Origin of the sequence: Mycobacterium sp. AMU20-3851, assembly GCF_043974665.1 — a bacterium.
Lineage (GTDB): Bacteria > Actinomycetota > Actinomycetes > Mycobacteriales > Mycobacteriaceae > Mycobacterium.
Genome location: NZ_CP146371.1, coordinates 5882563 through 5900432, shown reverse-complemented (window position 1 = coordinate 5900432; position 17870 = coordinate 5882563). Strand labels below are relative to the sequence as shown.

Annotated in this window: 19 protein-coding genes; 11 read left to right on the top strand and 8 right to left on the bottom strand. The window is 68.2% G+C overall.

The annotated features are described in order from the left end of the window. On the top strand, positions 1-1236 hold the full coding sequence (locus tag V4U86_RS28330; protein ID WP_395309141.1) for a DUF1214 domain-containing protein: 1236 nt from the start codon (positions 1-3) through the stop codon (positions 1234-1236). A 19-nt stretch (positions 1237-1255) separates the two neighbouring features. Here V4U86_RS28330 and V4U86_RS28325 read toward each other — a convergent pair whose 3' ends face one another. Continuing rightward, a complete protein-coding gene (locus tag V4U86_RS28325) occupies positions 1256-2290 on the bottom strand; it encodes an NAD(P)H-dependent amine dehydrogenase family protein (RefSeq protein WP_395309140.1) in 1035 nt (344 codons plus the stop codon). A gap of 96 nt (positions 2291-2386) precedes the next feature. Between V4U86_RS28325 and V4U86_RS28320 the strand changes: the two genes are divergently transcribed. Together V4U86_RS28320 and V4U86_RS28315 are read left to right on the top strand one after the other, a co-directional pair. Next, positions 2387-3058 (top strand): TetR/AcrR family transcriptional regulator, encoded by a 672-nt coding sequence (locus V4U86_RS28320; protein WP_395309139.1) that lies wholly within the window; start codon positions 2387-2389, stop codon positions 3056-3058. Positions 3059-3284: 226 nt separating this feature from the next. After that, entirely contained in the window at positions 3285-4247 is a 963-nt protein-coding gene (locus V4U86_RS28315) for a glycoside hydrolase family 6 protein (RefSeq protein ID WP_395312248.1), read from the top strand. Between the two features lie 21 nt (positions 4248-4268). Here the strand turns inward: V4U86_RS28315 and V4U86_RS28310 are convergent, their stop codons facing one another. Then, positions 4269-4895, bottom strand: a complete 627-nt coding sequence (locus V4U86_RS28310; protein WP_395309138.1) for a TetR/AcrR family transcriptional regulator — start codon at positions 4893-4895, stop codon at positions 4269-4271. A gap of 92 nt (positions 4896-4987) precedes the next feature. Between V4U86_RS28310 and V4U86_RS28305 the strand changes: the two genes are divergently transcribed. Both V4U86_RS28305 and abc-f read left to right on the top strand, forming a co-directional pair. Continuing rightward, complete coding sequence (locus tag V4U86_RS28305; RefSeq protein WP_395309137.1) at positions 4988-6436, top strand: phospholipase D-like domain-containing protein; 1449 nt, start codon at positions 4988-4990, stop codon at positions 6434-6436. 30 nt (positions 6437-6466) lie between these two features. Further along, on the top strand, positions 6467-8104 hold the full coding sequence (gene abc-f / locus V4U86_RS28300; protein WP_395309136.1) for a ribosomal protection-like ABC-F family protein: 1638 nt from the start codon (positions 6467-6469) through the stop codon (positions 8102-8104). Here abc-f and V4U86_RS28295 read toward each other — a convergent pair. Next, positions 8089-8532 (bottom strand): pyridoxamine 5'-phosphate oxidase family protein, encoded by a 444-nt coding sequence (locus V4U86_RS28295; protein WP_395309135.1) that lies wholly within the window; start codon positions 8530-8532, stop codon positions 8089-8091. The two genes, abc-f and V4U86_RS28295, sit on opposite strands and share 16 nt — an antisense overlap. Before the next feature lie 81 nt (positions 8533-8613). Between V4U86_RS28295 and V4U86_RS28290 the strand changes: the two genes are divergently transcribed. From V4U86_RS28290 to V4U86_RS28275, 4 genes are all read left to right on the top strand, one after another. After that, complete coding sequence (locus V4U86_RS28290) at positions 8614-9546, top strand: AraC family transcriptional regulator (RefSeq protein ID WP_395309134.1); 933 nt, start codon at positions 8614-8616, stop codon at positions 9544-9546. Between the two features lie 132 nt (positions 9547-9678). Continuing rightward, complete coding sequence (locus V4U86_RS28285; protein WP_395309133.1) at positions 9679-10479, top strand: cutinase family protein; 801 nt, start codon at positions 9679-9681, stop codon at positions 10477-10479. Positions 10480-10510: 31 nt separating this feature from the next. Next, on the top strand, positions 10511-11734 hold the full coding sequence (locus V4U86_RS28280) for a DUF7373 family lipoprotein (RefSeq protein WP_395309132.1): 1224 nt from the start codon (positions 10511-10513) through the stop codon (positions 11732-11734). Positions 11735-11846: 112 nt separating this feature from the next. Continuing rightward, the gene (locus V4U86_RS28275; RefSeq protein WP_395309131.1) at positions 11847-12065 is read left to right on the top strand and encodes a hypothetical protein; all 219 of its coding nucleotides are present in this window, start codon (positions 11847-11849) and stop codon (positions 12063-12065) included. Here V4U86_RS28275 and V4U86_RS28270 read toward each other — a convergent pair. The 3 genes from V4U86_RS28270 to V4U86_RS28260 are packed head-to-tail and all read right to left on the bottom strand — an operon-like array spanning position 12050 to position 14990. Further along, the gene (locus tag V4U86_RS28270; RefSeq protein ID WP_395309130.1) at positions 12050-13504 is read right to left on the bottom strand and encodes a cytochrome P450; all 1455 of its coding nucleotides are present in this window, start codon (positions 13502-13504) and stop codon (positions 12050-12052) included. The genes V4U86_RS28275 and V4U86_RS28270 overlap by 16 nt on opposite strands. Next, on the bottom strand, positions 13501-14310 hold the full coding sequence (locus tag V4U86_RS28265) for an SDR family oxidoreductase (RefSeq protein WP_395309129.1): 810 nt from the start codon (positions 14308-14310) through the stop codon (positions 13501-13503). The genes V4U86_RS28270 and V4U86_RS28265 overlap by 4 nt, the downstream gene beginning before the upstream one ends. Further along, the gene (locus tag V4U86_RS28260) at positions 14307-14990 is read right to left on the bottom strand and encodes a hypothetical protein (RefSeq protein ID WP_395309128.1); all 684 of its coding nucleotides are present in this window, start codon (positions 14988-14990) and stop codon (positions 14307-14309) included. The genes V4U86_RS28265 and V4U86_RS28260 overlap by 4 nt, the downstream gene beginning before the upstream one ends. A 127-nt stretch (positions 14991-15117) precedes the next feature. On the opposite strand from V4U86_RS28260, the gene V4U86_RS28255 reads away from it, so the two are divergent. Continuing rightward, entirely contained in the window at positions 15118-15780 is a 663-nt protein-coding gene (locus tag V4U86_RS28255) for a TetR/AcrR family transcriptional regulator (protein WP_395309127.1), read from the top strand. Positions 15781-16127: 347 nt separating this feature from the next. Continuing rightward, positions 16128-16328 (top strand): hypothetical protein, encoded by a 201-nt coding sequence (locus tag V4U86_RS28250; protein ID WP_395309126.1) that lies wholly within the window; start codon positions 16128-16130, stop codon positions 16326-16328. A gap of 6 nt (positions 16329-16334) precedes the next feature. On the opposite strand, the gene V4U86_RS28245 is transcribed toward V4U86_RS28250, so the two are convergent. Beyond that, positions 16335-16676 (bottom strand): STAS domain-containing protein, encoded by a 342-nt coding sequence (locus V4U86_RS28245; protein ID WP_395309125.1) that lies wholly within the window; start codon positions 16674-16676, stop codon positions 16335-16337. Positions 16677-16849: 173 nt separating this feature from the next. Then, positions 16850-17821 carry a helix-turn-helix transcriptional regulator gene (locus V4U86_RS28240; RefSeq protein WP_395309124.1) on the bottom strand — a complete coding sequence of 324 codons (972 nt, stop codon included), beginning with the start codon at positions 17819-17821 and terminating at the stop codon, positions 16850-16852. Positions 17822-17870 lie beyond the last annotated feature (49 nt).

The following is a 17870-nucleotide window of genomic DNA, read 5'->3' as shown; positions in this document are numbered from 1 at the left end:
GTGGCTTTCGGCGATGCACCCGAAGATGCGGCGCTGCGCGACGCATGGCGGCAGTTCTGTGACAGGCTCAAAGACGCCGGGGAACTGGTGTTCAAGGACGCCAACCCCAGCACGCCCGTACAGCGTGCCGACGCGATGCGCTTCCTGACCCAGAATCTCGGGCAGGCATTCGATCTCGGCTTGGAGACCCGGGATGCTGCCTACCCGCAGATTCACCCGTTGTGCACGCCCACCAGGAAACTCGGCGGCGACGTCGCCGACTTCACCTACCGGCAGGCATGGATCGACGGCAGACACGAGTACAAGATCACCGGTAGACGCGGGACAGCGCGGTGGCTCAATGTGACGGTCCAAGGGCCCCGCCCGGAGACCATCCCGGGAACGGACTGGCCGTCGCTGCACGAACCGTTCGGTGATATTCCGGAGACGAACATCTTCGGTCATGAGTTGGCCACCGATGCGGCAGGCAATTTCGAGCTGTACATCGGTGGCCCCGAACGTGCGCAGAACTGGCTACCCACCACACCCGGCAGCCGGAAGCTGTTCATCCGCGAAGCATTCGACGCGTGGTTCGAGTCGCCGACCGAGCTGACCATCGAACGCATCGGGATGCGGACGCCGCGACCACAACCCGACCCGGAGACGATGATCGAGGCGATGGGGTGGGCCGGTGATTTCCTGACCGGCGCGATGCGGGACTGGCCGGAGCACTCGTGGAAGTACTCCGCGGGAGTGTGTGATCCGCGATACCCGAATCAGTTCCCCCCGGACAAGATCGCCGACACCGACGACGATGTGAAACGGGGCCGGTTGGCCGCCCACATGGTGTGGCGGTTGGCGCCCGACGAGGCACTGATCGTGGAGATGGACCACCATGACGGCTTCTGGATCTTCGGTATGGGCGGCGCGTTCGTGGGGAGTATGGACTTTCTCTACCGGGCGGTGAGCTACACCCCGGCCCGCACCGTCGTCGACGAGGACGGTGTCGTGCGATTCGTCATCGCCCACCAGGACCCGGGTATCCACAACTGGCTGGACACCCAGGGTTTCTCGGCGGGCAACCTCACCTACCGCAACCTGTTGAGTAGGAACGCCACAACGTTGCGCACCCGCCTGGTGCGGCACTCGGAGATCCTCGATGTCCTACCGCCGACGACCGTGCGGGTGGACCCTGCCGAACGCGCGCGTCAGCTGCTCGACCGTTACCGAAGCGTCAAGCTGCGCTACGGAATCTGAGCCGCAGAGGTGGCATGCGTCAGCTGTCGCGCCAGGCCCGCGCCGGGGCGCAGGTCAGTCCGACGTCCTTGAGCGTGAGGATGCCCGCGGGTGCGGCCACGATGTCGTGCACGGCGTTCACCGCGGGCATCGCGGTCATGGTGTCCCATTCGTGATTGCCCCAGGATTCCGGCGGTACGAAGCGGATTCGGGTGCGCACCTCGGGTTCGCCGTGAATGGTGATGTTGTAGTGGTCCTCATCGAGGTCCCAGTCCGCGTTGAGCTTCTTGGTCAGGTGCCAGACGACGGCGGTACGCAGGATGGTGTCCTCGCCGATCTTGGCGCTCCAGCCGCCGCGCAGCGCAGCGATGGTGTCCTTCTCGATGCACATCCAGCCGAGGTCGACGGTCTCGGATGCGGTGGCGAACTCGATGTCGAAATCGATGCTGTCGAATGCCTCGAAACCCAGTGCGACGCCCATTCGTTCGACCGAATCCCGAAAGCTGATCATGCCCAGCTTGGCGATCTCGATGACGTCCGGGGATGCCTCCCGTTTGGAAATGCCGAGCATCTCCCAGGTTTCGACGGATTCGTACACGGAGACGTCGGCCGCCTCGACGATCGAGATGGACCGCACGTCCCGGCAGACCGCGGTCAGCGCGGTGGTGATGGAGTTGGCCCAGCCGGGATGGATACCGGTGATGTAGAGCGAGCTGTTTCCGCGGGCGCAGGCCTGCTCCAAGGCGTCGCGGGTCTGCCCCTGGACGCCACCGACGTTGAGAAAGAGGTTGGTGCTCAAGACGTTGAGCCCGCTTTCCAGCAGCCTCACCACGTGATCCACATCTGCCATGAACGGCGTGTAGATCACCGCGTCGGCGCCCAGCGCGAGCAGCTTGTCGATGTCGGTGCTCGCCGTCACTCCGGTGTCCGGCCGTCCGCACAGTTGCCCGGCGTCGAGACCGGCCTTCTCCGCGGAGTACGCGTAGACCCCGGCCAGTTCGAGGCGGGGATCGTCGAGAATGCCGCGCAGGCTTAGCTTTCCGACCTTGCCGGTTGTCCACTGAATGACACGCATTGCCCAGGGCTCCTTCTGCCGCCTATTTATCCACGCCCGTGGAAAAATAGCAGAATGTGACGTGCGTCGCAATGGCCGAGCCGCTATCTTCATGAGGTGGCGACGGGGAACGAGGGCGAGCGGCCCCGACGCGGTCGTCCACCCCGGATCGATCGCGCCCGGATCGTCGCCGCGGCCCGGGCCATCGCGCCGGGGGACCTGACCATGCAGGCCGTGGCCGATGCGCTCGGAGTGGACCGCACCTCGCTGAACTATTACGTCGGAGATCGCGAAGGCCTGCTGGAGTTGGTGGTCGCCGACCTCTTCGATGCCGAACTGCGGGACTTCGCGTTGCCGGAGGACGCGCACTGGGCCGACATACTGCGCGCCTACGGCAAGGCGCTGCACCGGGGCGTTGTGCACCTGCGGGCCACCACCGCGGTCGTGCAGCTGCGCGGGACCAACAGCCTCGCACTGGCCGAGCGGGTCCTGGCCGCACTGGCGGCCGCGGGCTTCAGCGCCGAGGACGGCGGCCACGTCCTGTCGATGGTGTCGGGGGTGGCCTATACCGCCGCCCGCGACCTGCTCGGCGATGACCACTCCCGCAGCCATCACACCTCCGAGGTGACGCGGGTACTGGGCCAGGTGCCGGTCGGGCAGTTCCCCCTCCTCGGCGAGGTGATCGCCCGTCGGGCCGTCGCCGGGACGGCCGATGACTTCGAGTTCAGCCTCGACGTCGTCATCGACGGGCTGCAATTGCGGCTGCGCAGACAGCTCGGGACCGTCTGAAGCAGGGCAACGTCTCCATCGTTGCTGAGCCGATCGCTTCCCGCACACCCGCCCAAGAAGCCCGGCGGACGGGCGCGTGGCTCCGATTTGCCGAGCATATTTTCCGGCGGTGACCTGGGAATCCGCGATTGGCGCCGATCGCGAAGCCGCACTAACTTTCTCTGGTGTGAAGTCCTCAGCTGCTGGCACCGCCGTCCGGTGGCTGGCCCCCCTTGTCGCGGCCACCATGACCGCCACCGCCGTCGCCGCCACCGCCGGATTCGCCGCGACCGCGCCGGCGGCGCCGCAGGTCCGCCTCGTCAGCGAGGCCAACCCGCTGGCGGGCAAGCCGTTCTACGTCGACCCCATCTCGAAGGCGATGCGGGCCGCGCAGAGCGCCAACCCACCGAGCCCGCAACTGGACTACGTCGCGAACACGCCGCAGGCCTACTGGCTCGACCAGGCCTTCCCGGCGGGCACGGTCAACGGCACCGTGAGCAAGCTCGTCGGCGCCGCACAGGGCGCGGGCGCCACGCCCGTCCTGGTCATCTACGCGCTGCCGCACCGCGACTGCTACAGCTACGCCGCCGGCGGCTTCGGATCGGGCGACGCCTACCGGCAGTGGATCGACTCCATCGCCGCCGGCCTGGGTGGCGCCCCGGCCGCGATCATCCTCGAACCCGACGCCCTGGCGATGGCCGACTGCCTGAGCGCCGACCAGCGCCAGGAACGCTTCGATCTGATCCGCTACGCGGTGGACACCCTGACCCGCGACCCGGCCGCCGCGGTCTACATCGATGCCGGGCATTCCCGCTGGGTCCCCGCCGACAAGATGGCCGCCATGCTCAACGACGTCGGCGTCGCCAAGGCGCGTGGCTTCAGCCTCAACACCACGAACTACTACACCACCGAAGAGCAGGCCGGCTACGGCGAAGCCATCTCGGGCATGACCGGCGGCGCGCACTACGTCATCGACACCTCGCGCAACGGTCTCGGCCCGGAACACGACGGCGAACTCAACTGGTGCAACCCCAAGGGCCGCGCGCTGGGCATCCCGCCCACCACCGCCACCGCCAGCCCGCACGCAGATGCCTACCTGTGGGTGAAGCGGGTGGGCGAGTCCGACGGCTCGTGCGGCCGGGGGGAGCCGGGCGCCGGCACCTTCGTCAATCAGTACGCCATCGACCTGGCCCGCAACGCCGGGAAGTAGGCCGGGAAGTAGGCAGAGCCTTCAGCGCGCGACGGGCCCGCCGAACCGCCCGTTGGTCGCATCCCGGACCGCTCGGTCGATCAGCCCGAGCGCTTCCTGCTGGCTCACGGCCTCCTTCTCCAGGATGACCCGGCGGCCCACATCCTCGTCGACGACGCGGAACGCGCCGGTGACCGCGGCGGCGCAGAGCCGGACGGTGAGATCGTCCTCGGGCAGACCCAACCGCTTCGCGACCACGGGTATCAACCCGCGTTCCATCTCGTCGTGCACCATCAGGTACGCCGCCCGCAGCGCGGGCTCGTCGGCCGACATCGTCGCGATCCGCAGCGCGCTGACCTCGTCGGCGATCTCCTGCTCGTCGAGGGGGTGCGCGGCCATGTCCGCAGCCAGGTGATCGGCCAGTGACAACTCGGCCGGCCAGCGGTCGGTCACCGCGAGGAACCGCTGCACCGACAGCGACAGCACCGGTTCCACACAGCTTTCCTTGCTGCGGAAGTAGCGCCAGATCGTGCGGGTGGAAAGGCCTGCGGCAGCCGCGATGTCGTCGCCGCTGGTGGCGGAGACCCCGTGCGCACAGAACAGCGCGCAGGCATGCCGGGAGACGGCGAGGCGGGCCTGCTCCTGCTTCGGTCTGTGCGTGCCGCGCATATCCTGGGTGACGATGATGAAGATCTCCTGACACTTAGTGACACCACAGTGTGTCGCCGAGTGGCAGTCGGCGCAAGCTTCGGGGGGAGCGCATGGCGGCATCCGAGGATCCGATCCTCGTCCCAGGTCAGACCTGTCGGGAGCTGGCCCACGCCGACCGGTTCGCCTGCATCGTCGACGGGGCGGATTACCTACGGCACGTCAAGGCCGCGATGCTGCGGGCCCGGCGCCGCATCATCCTGGTCGGCTGGGACTTCGACGCCGGCACCACCTTCGAGCCCGGAGAGCCCACCATGCCCGGCCCGAATCAGTTGGGGGCCTTCCTGTACTGGCTGCTGTGGAAGCGGTCCGGCCTGCAGATCCACGTCCTGAAATCCAACCTGCGACTGCTGTCGATGTTCGACGACGTGTGGTACGGCATCACACCGGTCTCCGTCCTGAATCGCTTCAGCGGCCGCCGGATTCGCTTCGCGGTGGACGGTGCGCACCCCACCGGTGCGGTGCACCACCAGAAGATCGTCAGCATCGATGACGCCGTCGCATTCTGTGGCGGTATCGATCTGACCCTCGGCCGGTGGGACACCTCCGAGCATCGCGACGATCATCCGCTGCGACCGAACGTGACGCCCCGCCACGAAGTCGCCGCCGCGGTGGACGGTGCCGCCGCCCGCGCCCTGGGCAGGGTGGCGCGGGAGAGGTGGGAGGGCGCCACCGGGCAGTCGCTGCCCGAAGTCGATGTGGCGCATGTGGCCTGGCCGCGGGGCCTGGAACCCGGCCTGCGCGATGTCGAGGTGGGTATCGTCCGCACCATCCCGGCCCTGCCGGACAACGAGGAAGCCCGCGAGGTCGAGGCGCTCGACCTGGCCGCGATCGCTGCCGCCAGACAGGTCACCTATCTGGAGAACCAATATCTGGCCTCGCGCACGCTGGCCGAGGCCTTGATCGACCGGCTGCGCGAACCCGACGGACCGCAGATCGTCATCATCCTGCCCCGCCGCTCGGAAAGCCGTCTGGAACAGCAATCCATGGACAGCGCGCGCAGCCTGCTCATCGCCGAACTCTGGGCCGCCGACGAACACCGGCATCTCGGCATCTACTGGCCGGTGACCGCGAACGGGACGCCGATCTATGTGCACTCGAAAGTCATCGTCGTCGACGACCGGCTACTGCGGATCGGCTCCTCCAACCTGAACAACCGGTCCCTGGGATTCGACAGCGAATGTGACATCGCGCTCGAAACCACCGAAACAGGGGGAACTGTAGGGAGATTCATTGCCGATTTCCGACAGCTTCTGGTCAGCGAACATCTCGGAGTGCCCACCGAGGCGTTCCGGGCCGCCGTCGCGGACCACGGATCATTCCTGCGCGCACTGGAGGCATTGCGCGGGCATGGCCGCACGGTCGAACCGATGACCGCCGAGGTGGTCGCCGACGAAGCCGGACCGCTGGCCGAGAACGAACTCATGGACCCCGACCATGTGCCGAGCTCGCTGAGCGGCAGCGTGCGCAGGCTGCTCAACGAGTTGGCGGGCTGGCAATAGGCGCCGCCGCGGTGATGCGACGATAGGCCCATGACCGCAACGCTCGTCGCCAAGGATGTGGCCGGCGGATACGCCCACCGCATCCTGTTCGAGAACGTCGACCTGACCGTGGCGCCGGGTGATGTGATCGGCGTCGTCGGCGTCAATGGCGCCGGCAAGAGCACCCTGCTGCGGATCCTGGCCGGTGAGCTCGCGCCCCTCGGCGGCACGATCAGCATCGCGCCGCCCGACGCGTTCGTCGGATGGCTGCCCCAGGAACACGAGCGGGTGCCGGGCGAGACCATCTCGGGCTACATCGCCCGCCGCACCGGCTGCGCGGCCGCGACCCGGGAGATGGAAGCGACGGCCGCCGCGCTGGACGACTCGGGGGCGAGCGCGGATGCCTACTCTGCCGCGCTGGAGCACTGGTTGGCCACCGGCGCAGCGGATCTCGACGAACGGTTACCCGCCGTGCTCGCCGACGTCGGGCTGAACGGCATCGCGACCGACCAGACGCCGATGACCGCACTCTCGGGTGGGCAGGCCGCCAAGGTGGGGCTGGCGGCCCTGCTGTTGTCCCGATTCGACATAGTCCTGCTCGACGAGCCGACCAACGACCTCGATCTGGAGGGCCTGGACCGGTTGGAACGATTCGTCGGTGACCTGCGCGGCGGCGTGGTGTTGGTGAGCCACGACCGGGAGTTCCTCGCGCGCAGCGTGACTCGGGTGCTCGAACTCGACCTCGCACAGAACACCACGACCGTCTTCGGGGGCGGCTACGAAAGCTATCTCCAGGAGCGCGAGGTCCATCGGCGTCACCGCCGCGAGCAGTACGAGGAGTTCGCGGAGAAGAAGGCCGACCTGGTCGCCCGTGCCCGGACCCAACGGGAATGGTCCAGTCAGGGTGTGCGCAACGCCATGCGAAAGTCGCCCGACAACGACAAGGTCCGCCGCCGCGCGCAGAGCGAGTCCAGTGAGAAACAGGCCCAGAAGGTCCGGCAGATGGAGAGCCGGATAGCCCGCCTCGACGAGGTCGAGGAACCGCGCAAGGAGTGGACGCTGCAGTTCAGCATCGGCGCCGCGCCGCGGTCGAGTTCGGTGGTCGCCACCCTCGACAATATCGTTGTACGACAAGGGGATTTCGTGCTCGGACCGCTGTCTCTGCAGGTAGCTGCCGGCGAGCGGATCGGTATCACCGGGCCGAACGGGGCGGGGAAGTCCACCCTGCTGGCCACGCTGCTGGGACGCCGTGTTCCCGATTCGGGCCGGGCCGGTCTGGGAGCCAGCGTCGCCATCGGTGAAATCGACCAGGCCCGAGCGGAATTCGCCGGACCGGGGCGCCTGGTCGATCGGTTCGAGCGGTTCGTGCCGGACTGGCCGACCGCCGAGGTGCGGACGTTGCTGGCGAAGTTCGGGCTGACCGCCGATCACGTGGAACGCGCGGTCGAGGAACTGTCGCCGGGGGAACGGACCCGCGCCGGGCTGGCCCTGCTGCAGGCCCGCGGCGTCAACGTGCTCGTCCTCGACGAGCCGACCAACCACCTGGATCTGCCCGCCATCGAACAGCTCGAGCAGGCTCTGGAGAGTTACGACGGCGCGCTGCTGCTCGTCACGCACGACCGCCGGATGCTGCAGAACGTGCGGTTGGACCGGACCTGGCGGGTCGAGAAGGGTCAGGTCATCGAGTAGCGCGCCACCTTCTCCGGGTGGATGACCACCCGCAGCAGATCCGCGCCCAGCATGGCCTCCAACTCGGCGGCCCGGGTCGCATCGCGCAGATCCCAGTAGCGCGCCGCCAACCGGGCCGTGAGGTCATGTGCTCCGGCGGATTCGATGGTGGTCCGGCCCGCCACCGACAGCCAGCGCTCACGCTCGCCCACCGGGGTGGTGACCACCAGCGAGGCCCGGGGATCGGTGTGCAGGCGCCGGACCTTCGCCGCGCCGGGTTCGGTGATCAACTCGACAGCCTGCTCGGCGCTCACCTCGAACCACACCGGACGGGGCTGCGGTGGAACCGCACCCGCGGCGACGGTGAAGAAGCCGTGCAGCGGCCGGCCGAGGAACTCGACGTCCTCGGGTGTCAGAATGCCGGGAACGAGGGTGGTGTCGTGGCTCATGGACTCCAGTGAACCGGGCGGCGGCGGACGATTCCATGGGCAGAAAGCCGGTATGCCTGTGAATTCGTCTAATCTCGTGGGATGGATGTGTTCGGTGACCTGTGCCGCGGTGTCCGCGCCCACGGCTCGCTGTTCGGCAGCACGCAGTTGAAAGCGCCGTGGGCGCTGCGTTTCGTCGACGGCGCCCCGCTGACGCTGTGCGCGGTGATCGGCGGTCAGGGCTGGCTGGTGCCGCAGCACGCAGAACCCATCCGGATGCGCGACCGCGACACCGTCGTGGTGAAGGGGCCGGCACCGTTCACCTTCGTCGACGATGTCGACACGGCCGCGCAGCCGGTGGACTGCGGGGAGTTCTGCGCGGTGCCCGAACTCGGCGGCACCCGGCACCGGCTCGGGTGGAGTGACCGCGCCGACCCGGTCTCCGGGGGCGCGACGCTGGTCGTGGGCGCCTATCCGGTGCGCGGTGAGATCAGCCGCCGACTGCTGGATGCGCTGCCGACCGTGCTGCATCTGCCCGGGGCGGATGCCGGCGACCCGGTGCTCGACCAACTGGCCGCCGAGGCGGCGCTGGACGTCCCGGGGCAACAGGTCGTCCTCGATCGGCTTCTGGACTGGATGTTGGTGTGCACGTTGCGTACCTGGTTCGACCGGCCCGACGGGCAGCCACCGGCGTGGTGGACCGCGCAACGGGACCCGGTGGTGGGCGACGCGCTGCGGCTGGTGCACGCCGATCCGGCGGCGCCGTGGACGGTGTCCTCGCTGGCCGCCGCGACCGGCGTATCCCGCTCCACGTTGGCGAAGCGGTTCAGCGAACTGGTGGGGGAGCCACCGCTGACCTATCTCACGGGATGGCGGATGACGCTGGCGATGGATCTGCTGATCGAACAGCAGGAAGCCACGGTCCGGGAGGTCGCGCGGGCGGTGGGCTACGCCGATCCGTTCACCTTCAGTGCGGCGTTCAAACGGCACCGGGGCGTCAATCCCAGCGAGTTCCGGCGTATCAACACGGCGTAGAGAATGTGCCCGCCGCGATCCTGCGCGATATCCGGCTCGCGTGACGGTTCTCACCCGGCCGTAACGGCGGCCCGCCCCGGCAACGATGTGCAACGTAGCGATGTACCGCGTGGTGCCGTGGGAGGGGCTCAGATGATCATTCGCCTGGGAATGGCGGTCGCGGTGGCCGCCACGACGCTGGCCGGACTGTCCGCCGGCACCGCCGCCGCCGCGCCGGCCTGCGCGGACTTCCACTGGATCGGCGCCGCCGGTTCGGGGCAGCGTGACGGTGCCGCGCTGGCCGCCAACGGTGGCATGGGCGACGTCGTCTACCAGTCCTATCAGCAGTTGGCCACCGAACTGGCGGCCGGCGGACAGACGATGACGGCCGAGGCCGTGCAGTACCCGGCTGCACCCGTCCCGCTCGGCGGCGGTCTCGGCGGCTGGATGGACTTCATGGACAGCGTCGAGGACGGTACCGACGCCACCGCCGAACAACTCGAGGCCTTCACCGAGCGCTGCCCGCAGACCAAGGTGGTGCTCGCCGGGTACTCCCAGGGCGCGATGGTGATCCACCGCAATCTGCACGACCTGGCCGACGCCCCGCAGGTGGTGGCCGCGCTGCTGGTCGCCGACGGGGACCGGCTGCCCACCGACACCACCGTCAACATGGGATCGACTGCGGTGGTGCCCGGTGTGGGGAAGGGAGTGGCGCAGGAGCACTCCTTCCTGGCCTCGACCGACACCTCACCGCTGCCACCGCAGATCGGCGCCCGCACGGTCAGCGTCTGTGATGTCGGCGACCCGGTCTGCGACTACGACGGCGAAGCCGAGGAGATCCCGGCCTCGGCCATCGCCATCCACACGGCCTACGCGCCGGCCACCAGCGGCGCGCACGCCTGGGGTGCCCCGCTGTATGACCTGGTGATCAATTCGGCCCATACCCCGCTCTGATCTGCGGCGACCCAGATAGGGTCTATGCAGCATGGACACCTCGGAAGCGTTGCGCCGCTTCAGCAAATTCGGTATCGCCGGAGTGGTTGCCGCAGTCCTCGTGGCATGTGGCGGGACCGATGATTCGGCAACCACCGCAACAAACCCGGCGATGGCCACCACCACCGAACCGCCCATCGTGAGTCCCGCTGCACTCGATGCCGGCAAGTATCCGACCGCGCCGCGGCCGCCCCTGGGCAACGCCGGTGACCCGCACATCGGCGCGATCGCCGACGCCCAGCGCATGGCCGACCATGTGGCGGGCCCCTGGGAAGCCGATGCCGACCTGATCAGCCCGTACCTGTCCACCTACTACCTGCTCGACACGGCCGTCGCGCTGACCCAGTTCGCACCGGACGGCGTGGCCCAGCAAGCGGGCGGGCACGGATTCGTCAACGGATTCGCCTCGGCCCGGCAGAACACCGACAAGGCGGTGATGATCAACGCGGTGTTCCGGTTCCCCGATCCTGCCGCAGCGACCGCCGCGGCCACGGACATGAACACCGCTGCGGCGGCACAGGCCATCCGCGGCGCGACGCCCGCACCCGCCACGATTCCGGGCCACCCCGAAGCGGCCGCGTCGACATACCCGTTCACCCCAGCGGAATCCGACCGGGAATGGGCGGTGGTCCGATCGTTCACCCCGCACGGCCCGTTCGTGTTCATGCAACTCGTCCAGTCCGTCGACGGTGTCGACGCGGCGACCGCGCTGATCCAGAAGGTGATCGACGTGCAGGGTCCGCGCATCGACGACTTCGGCCCGGCCCCGGCCGACGCCCTCGCCGACGTGCCGCTGGATCCGACCGGTCTGCTGGCCAAGACCCTGCCCGCGGCCAACAGCACCGCCAAGACCAAGAACGCCGTCTACACCAGGCGCGGTGCCATGCATTTCCAGAGCAACCCGATCGGGTCCAAGACGTTGTTCACCGATACCGGGGTGTCGGCGGTGGCGATGGGGCTGACGAATGTGTACGAGGCGAAAAGCCCCGGGCTGGCATCGATGGTGGTCGGGTCGTTCGATAAGGAGGTCGCCGGCCAAGGCGCCACGGCGGCCGAGTCGGTACCGGGGCTGCCCGACAGTCGGTGCACGGCGCGCGGCAAGGGCTTCTATTGTGTCGCTGCGGCCGGCCGCTACGCCGTCGAGGTGAACGCCGAGACACTGCCCGACGCCCACCAGCAGATGGCGGCGCAGTACATCCTGCTGACCGCGAACTGATCCTCCGATCGGGGGAAGCCGGTTCCCCCGGTAGCCGGGCCGAATGCCCGACAGACGCCGGGCGGCGGGCGGGAGATCCTTGAATCACTCTTCCGAACAAAGGATTTCACCCATGAACATCATCACGCGCCGCGTCGCCACCGGAATCATCGCCTTGGCTGCCCCGGCCATCATCGCCGTCGGTGCCGCCACCACGTCCCAGGCCTCCACGGCCGCAGTCAATCCCGGGCCGTCGACCAGCCAGGTCGTCGACGCCAAGTACAACCAGGCTGCAAAGGCCGGGGCCACCACGGTGCGCCACCGCCACCACGGCTACTACCACCGCCGCTGAGCGCCCAGCCGGTGCATGGCCACCGGCAGCCCGTCGGTCGGGGTTGGGCCGGTGCCCCATCCCATCCGCGGACGGTAACCCTTGGGTACCGTCCATTCGAAGGTCCGAAGTAGTTGGTGCATGACGGCTTTGACGTTCATATCGGCGAACTGCTGGCCGAGGCATTTGTGCACGCCCCCGCCGAACGGCGCGAACGCGTACCGGCTGACCGCGCCGAAATCAGCGCCTGCGGTGAACCGGTCGGGGTTGAACCGGTCGGGTTCGGGCCACCAGTTCGCCAGCCGCATGGAGGCGTACACGTTGATCGCCACCTGCGCCTTGCGGGGAATGTAGCGTCCGGCGACCTGGGTGTCCTTGATCGCCTGCCGGAACAACGTGCCGGCCGGGGCGTACATGCGCAGGGTTTCCTTGAACGCGCAGTCCAGCAGGGGGTAGTCCCGGTCGATGTCGTCCAGTCCCAGTTCGTCATTGGGTTTGGCGTGGGCTTCGTCCCGGAGCGCCTGCTGCCAATCGCGGTTGCGGCCGAGTTCGTAGGTCAGCATGGAGATCGCGATGGCGCTGGTGTCGTGCGCAGCCATCAGCAGGAAGATCATGTGGTTGACGATGTCCTCGTCGGAGAACCGGTCCCCGTCGCTGCTTCTGCTGCGGCACAACATCGAGAACAGATCGGTGCCCGCACCCGAGCGGCGCGCCGGGATCTGCGTGGCGAAATAGCGTTCCAGGCGTTCGCGTGCACGCAGTCCGCGGGCCCAGGCACCGCCGGGGACGTCGGCCCGGATGACGGCCTGCCCGCCGTACACCGTGTGGTGGAAGTCCTCGGACAATCGGTCGGACTCGGCGCCCAGCCGTGTGCCGACGAACACTTCGGCGGCCTGATCGAGCAACAGCTTCTTGACGCCGTCATAGAACGGGAAGCGACGCGTGGCGGGCCAGCCGCCCACGGTCCGGGCGATTCCCGGACGCATCAGATCCAGATAGCCTTCCAGCGCCGGCCGGGTGAACGCCTGCTGCATGATGCGCCGGTGATCCCGGTGTTCCTCGAAGTCCAGCAGCATGATCCCGCGGTGGAAGAACGGTCCGATCACCGGCGCCCAACCCCGGGTGCTGGAGAACGCCTTGTCCTTGTTGATCCACACCGTTTCCAGCGCCTCGGGCCCCATCAACTGCACGACGCGGAACCCGATTCCACCGGCCCAGGACACCGGGCCGTAACGGTCATAACGCCGCCGGGCGAAGTCCAACGGGTCGACGATGGTGTCCAGGATGTGCCCGAGGACCGGGAATCCGTAGTTACCCATCACGGGTTCGAGTCCGGATCCCGTCGGCGGCGCCGCCAGCGGTTCGTCCGGGCTGGGGTAGCGCGATGCCGCGGCGGCCGCGACGGCCTGCAGTTGCAGCTTCGCCGAGGCGATCGTCTCTGCCGGGAGCGCGACGGTCATTGCCCGATCCGGTCCAGATAGCGTCTCCGGGCGTCCTCGTCGTAATGTCCTGGTGGCCGGCGGAACGTCGCGATCCGTTTCAGCACCTGCAGAACAGGTTCCGGTGCCGCTTCTTCGATCGTGCCCATCGGTGCCAGCCAGCGGGGCACGGTGATCTCACGACGGGGACTGCGCGCGCTGTCGGCGATCGCCTCGGCGATATCGGCCGGTTGGCGGGTGGGCAGCAGTTCCAGCCCGACTCCGGCGGTCAGCTCGGTGTGTACGGCCGTGGGCATCACGGTGCTCAGTGTGACTGACGTGGAGGCGATTTCGGCGCGAATCGAACGAGACAGGGCGGCCACCGCGTATTTCGTGGCGCAGTAGACCGAGATGCCCGGGGTGGTCACCTTGGCGGCCATGGAGGCGACGTTCACGATGTGGCCGTGGTCGCGCTCCAACATGCCGGGCAGAAAGACGTGCAGGCCGTTGATCACGCCGATGAGGTTGACGGCGACCTCGCGGTGGTAGAGCTCCAGACGTTGCTCGGCGAACGGTCCCATGTACTGGATCCCGGCGTTGTTGACCAGCATGGCCGGCGGACCGTCCGCGGACGCGGCGTCGTGGAAGGCGGTCATGCCGGCCGGGTCGGTCACGTCGAGGTACGTTGCGCGCGCGCCGATCTCGGCAGCGGTCCGCTCGGCTTCGTCGGCGTCGAGATCACCGATCCACACGGTGGCACCGCGGCGCACCAGTTCGGCGGCGGTGGCCCTGCCGATTCCGCGGGCGCCGCCGGTGATGCAACACACCGCACCGTCGAGGCCGATCACGGCCGGCCGGTCTTCTCGTCGCTGAACTCCCGCAGCCCGAAGTAGGCGATCAACCGGATCTCGCCGCTGGGCATCGTCAACAGAGCCCGGCCCAGGTACAGGCCGGGCAGCAGCTCGACGATTTCGTCGCGGGTCCGCTTGATGGGGAAGGTTCGCACGCTGGGGTTGCGGTACTCCGGGACCGCGTAGTCCAACGCTCGCACCTTGATGAAGGGCGCGACCGCCGCGGTGTCGATGCAGTGCCGGAAGTCGAACCCGCAGACCTCCGCTCCGCTGCGCCGAAGGCCGGTGTAAAGCGGGGCAACGGCGCGCAACGAGACGATCGCCAGCCGGCTCAGCCGGTTGAAGCCGGTGCCAGATGCCTGGTCGAAGGTCTTCCCGCGCCAGGTGGGGTCGATCTTCATCAGCGGATTGGCCAGCGTGGCCTCCGGGATGCCGAACAGCTTGCCGATGATCAGGCCCTCCATGGCGCCGTCCGGTCCGTCGGGTGCGCTTCCGGCGGCGAACAGTTCGGCCAGCTGCTCGAGCCGGCCCGCATCGCCGAGTTCGCGCAGGTAGTCCCAGCCCAACCGGCGGGCCAGTCCGGGGCTGGTGCTCGACAGACCGCGCAACTCATCGAGCACCGAAGCTCCGGCGGTGACGTCGGCGGGCGGTGCCGCCGAAACGGGGGATGTGGTCATCTGCGGCCTCCTCCAATGTGGCACGATTTCGTACCACTAGCTATCTGGTACGGAACCGTGCCAGAGTTTGGTGGTGGTGTCAACGGGTCCGTCGTGGCGGAATGCGCGGGAGTGCGACGATCGTGTCGTGCCCGAGACTCCGCAGCGCAGCTACGGCGGCCAGAGTGCCGACGCGCGACGCCTGCAACGACGCGCCCGCCTGCTCGACGCCGCGCTGGATGCGATGGATGACAACCGGTGGCGCACCATCACCGTCGACAAGCTCTGTGCCGCAGCGGGTCTGAACAAACGGTACTTCTACGAGAGCTTCTCCGGCCTGGACGAGGTGGCCACCTCGGCCGTCGACGAGATCGCCGACGAGGTGCGCGCGAGCACCTTGGCCGCGGTGGCCGCCACGCTCGCCGAACCTCTGGACAAACAAGCCTTCGCGGCGGTCGATGCGCTGGTGCGCACCCTGACCCGGGATCCGAGGCGGGCCCGGGTGCTTCTCGGGTCGGTCGCGAGTTCAGCCGCCGTGCAACAACATCGGGACAGTGTGCTGCGCGGCCTGACGGGCGTCCTGGTCGGGCACGCGCGCACCGTGCACGATGTGGAGCTGGAGAAGGACCCGCTGGCCCTGGTGGCGCCGGCCTTCATCATCGGCGGCACCGCAGACGCGATCCTCGCGTTCGTCAACGGAGCAACCGACGTGAGCGTCGGGGACCTGGTCGCCAGCCTGGCCACGCTGTGGCTGGTCACCGGAAATGGCGCGGCCGAGATCGCCCGGGCGCGGATAGGCGGGAGCGGCTGATTACGTCTGTGCCGGCCCGGGTACAGGTGTCCCGAACCGATGTCGTCAACCGTGAGGAGATAAACGATGACAAATCCGGAACCGAAGCCGAGCGAGGTCCAGGCCGACGAGGAAGAGGCGCTGGCGCCGGCGACTCCGGGGGCCGAGGCGCTGCCCACCGATGAGTCCGAGGACCCCGATTCCTAGGGTGGGCACCACACCGGATTCCTCCGATCGGGGGACAGTCGATTCCCCCCGGCTGGGGTCCGGTCAGCCGACAGACCGCGACTCCTGACTGCGGCATTGTTGAGTCATCGCCGGAACACCGGCACCGAACTCAAAGGCCCAGCAGCACAGGAGATCACGACATGAAGAGCATCGCCCACCAGTTCGTTGCCGGATTCGCCATGCTCGCTGCCGCGGCGGTCCTCGCCATCGGGGCGATGACCACCAACCAGGCAATGGCGGCCACCGCGATCACCCCGGACTCCAACACCGTCCAGACCATCCCCGCCTACCACCACGCGTCCCCGGCGGGGGCCGGTGTCCTCGCGGCCGGGATCCGGTGATCGACCTCAGAGCGCGTGCTGGTCGGCCCGTTCGCAGACCTGCAACGCCCGCCCGGCCTGGGTCCCGGGCAGGAGGGTGAACTCGGTATCGGCCAGGACACAGCGAGATTCGAGGGTTTTGAGCGCCCAGTAGCCGTCCGTGGCGAAAAAGCTGACCGCGGTCAGGTCGAGAATCATCCGCCGGCAGAGCAACAGCTTGCCCAGCGTGTAGTCCAGCAGCACCCGGGTATTCGCAGCGTCGATATCGCCGGCCACCGTGATGACGGCCAGATCGATATCGCGCCACTCTGTGGCCATCTCCAATGGCGTCGGCCGCGAGTGTGTGCCGCTGGCAATTGTGTCCGTCATGGCAGCTTCTCCGCTCCACTTTGACTTCTGTGGTGTAGATGATGTCGCGAATGTGCGACTTATAGGGCTGCTGCTGAACCTGCCGCAATGATACCCGCGGTTCGTAACGAATGGGGTGTCATGAATCCACAAAGCGAAGACCTGGTATCCGCTGGACGCGATGGCGGGGTTGCTCAGCGCCGCAGCGTCTCGTGCGGACTTTCCCCGAACGCGCGCCGGTAGATGACCGCGAACCGGCCGGTGTGGGCGAAACCCCACCGCGCGGCGGTCGCGGCCACCGTGGTGACGCTGCGGTCGCTGGCGATGAGCTCCTCACGGGCCCGCGCGAGCCGGATATCGCGCAGGTAGGCGGTCGGCGTGGTGTCCAGGTGCCGCCGGAACATGTACTGCACGGTGCGCGGCGACAGGTAGAGCGCGGCCGCCACATCGCTGACTCCGATGTCGTGGGCGGCGTTGTCCTGGATGAACTCGATGGCCTGGCGCAACAGCACCGGAAATGCGTCGGCGTCAGCGGGGACGTCCTCCGGTGGCAGATCGTTCGGGAAGGCGGTGAGCAGCGCACTCGCCAGGAGCCGCCCGGCCGACGCCAGCAGGATCCGGTTGTCGGTGTCCTCCTGGTCGGTGAGCAGCCGGCTCAGGAAGCGTTCGGTGGTGGCGAGAGTGCGCGCTGCACCGGCACTCACCGGGACCAGGCCGGTGAACCGCGGCACCGCGGCCGCGGCCGTGTCGATCGCTGCCACCTCGGTCAACAGCGGACGGGCGACGACCACGGAGCGCAGTTGGGCATCCCGCAGGCGGACCCGAACCCCGCCCACACCGCTGGACGCCAGCAGCCACTGCCCGGGCCCCGCGGACCCGGTCAATCTCCCGTGCTCGGCCTCGACGTGTCCGTTGAGTACGAACAGTGCCACCACGGAGGGAACCCGGTCGGCCCGCAGCAGTGCCTCACCGGTGTGCCGGATGTCTTCGATGGCGTAGCCGCCGACATCGATTCGCGAGTGCGCGAGCGAACACCCCCCGGTACCGGGGCGGGAAATCGCGAAACGCGCGGAATAGGTCTGATCGAGGTGCTTCTGAATCAGGTCGGGGTCGCTGGACTCAATGCCAAAGCGGTCCGGGAAAACGTCCAAACGGTCGGATTTCATCTGGGCTCCACAAAACAGCGCCGGATGGGCATCGACCTGAACCCACGTT

What these genes read in the sequence shown, in the direction of transcription:
- V4U86_RS28240 (WP_395309124.1), bottom strand. Translation starts at nt 17,821, where the DNA reads ATGAAATCCGACCGTTTGGACGTTTTCCCGGACCGCTTTGGCATTGAG.
- V4U86_RS28305 (WP_395309137.1), top strand. Translation starts at nt 4,988, where the DNA reads ATGGCGGCATCCGAGGATCCGATCCTCGTCCCAGGTCAGACCTGTCGG.
- V4U86_RS28325 (WP_395309140.1), bottom strand. Translation starts at nt 2,290, where the DNA reads ATGCGTGTCATTCAGTGGACAACCGGCAAGGTCGGAAAGCTAAGCCTG.
- V4U86_RS28285 (WP_395309133.1), top strand. Translation starts at nt 9,679, where the DNA reads ATGATCATTCGCCTGGGAATGGCGGTCGCGGTGGCCGCCACGACGCTG.
- V4U86_RS28310 (WP_395309138.1), bottom strand. Translation starts at nt 4,895, where the DNA reads ATGCGCGGCACGCACAGACCGAAGCAGGAGCAGGCCCGCCTCGCCGTC.
- V4U86_RS28295 (WP_395309135.1), bottom strand. Translation starts at nt 8,532, where the DNA reads ATGAGCCACGACACCACCCTCGTTCCCGGCATTCTGACACCCGAGGAC.
- V4U86_RS28245 (WP_395309125.1), bottom strand. Translation starts at nt 16,676, where the DNA reads ATGACGGACACAATTGCCAGCGGCACACACTCGCGGCCGACGCCATTG.
- abc-f (WP_395309136.1), top strand. Translation starts at nt 6,467, where the DNA reads ATGACCGCAACGCTCGTCGCCAAGGATGTGGCCGGCGGATACGCCCAC.
- V4U86_RS28275 (WP_395309131.1), top strand. Translation starts at nt 11,847, where the DNA reads ATGAACATCATCACGCGCCGCGTCGCCACCGGAATCATCGCCTTGGCT.
- V4U86_RS28280 (WP_395309132.1), top strand. Translation starts at nt 10,511, where the DNA reads ATGGACACCTCGGAAGCGTTGCGCCGCTTCAGCAAATTCGGTATCGCC.
- V4U86_RS28315 (WP_395312248.1), top strand. Translation starts at nt 3,285, where the DNA reads ATGACCGCCACCGCCGTCGCCGCCACCGCCGGATTCGCCGCGACCGCG.
- V4U86_RS28260 (WP_395309128.1), bottom strand. Translation starts at nt 14,990, where the DNA reads ATGACCACATCCCCCGTTTCGGCGGCACCGCCCGCCGACGTCACCGCC.
- V4U86_RS28250 (WP_395309126.1), top strand. Translation starts at nt 16,128, where the DNA reads ATGAAGAGCATCGCCCACCAGTTCGTTGCCGGATTCGCCATGCTCGCT.
- V4U86_RS28270 (WP_395309130.1), bottom strand. Translation starts at nt 13,504, where the DNA reads ATGACCGTCGCGCTCCCGGCAGAGACGATCGCCTCGGCGAAGCTGCAA.
- V4U86_RS28290 (WP_395309134.1), top strand. Translation starts at nt 8,614, where the DNA reads ATGGATGTGTTCGGTGACCTGTGCCGCGGTGTCCGCGCCCACGGCTCG.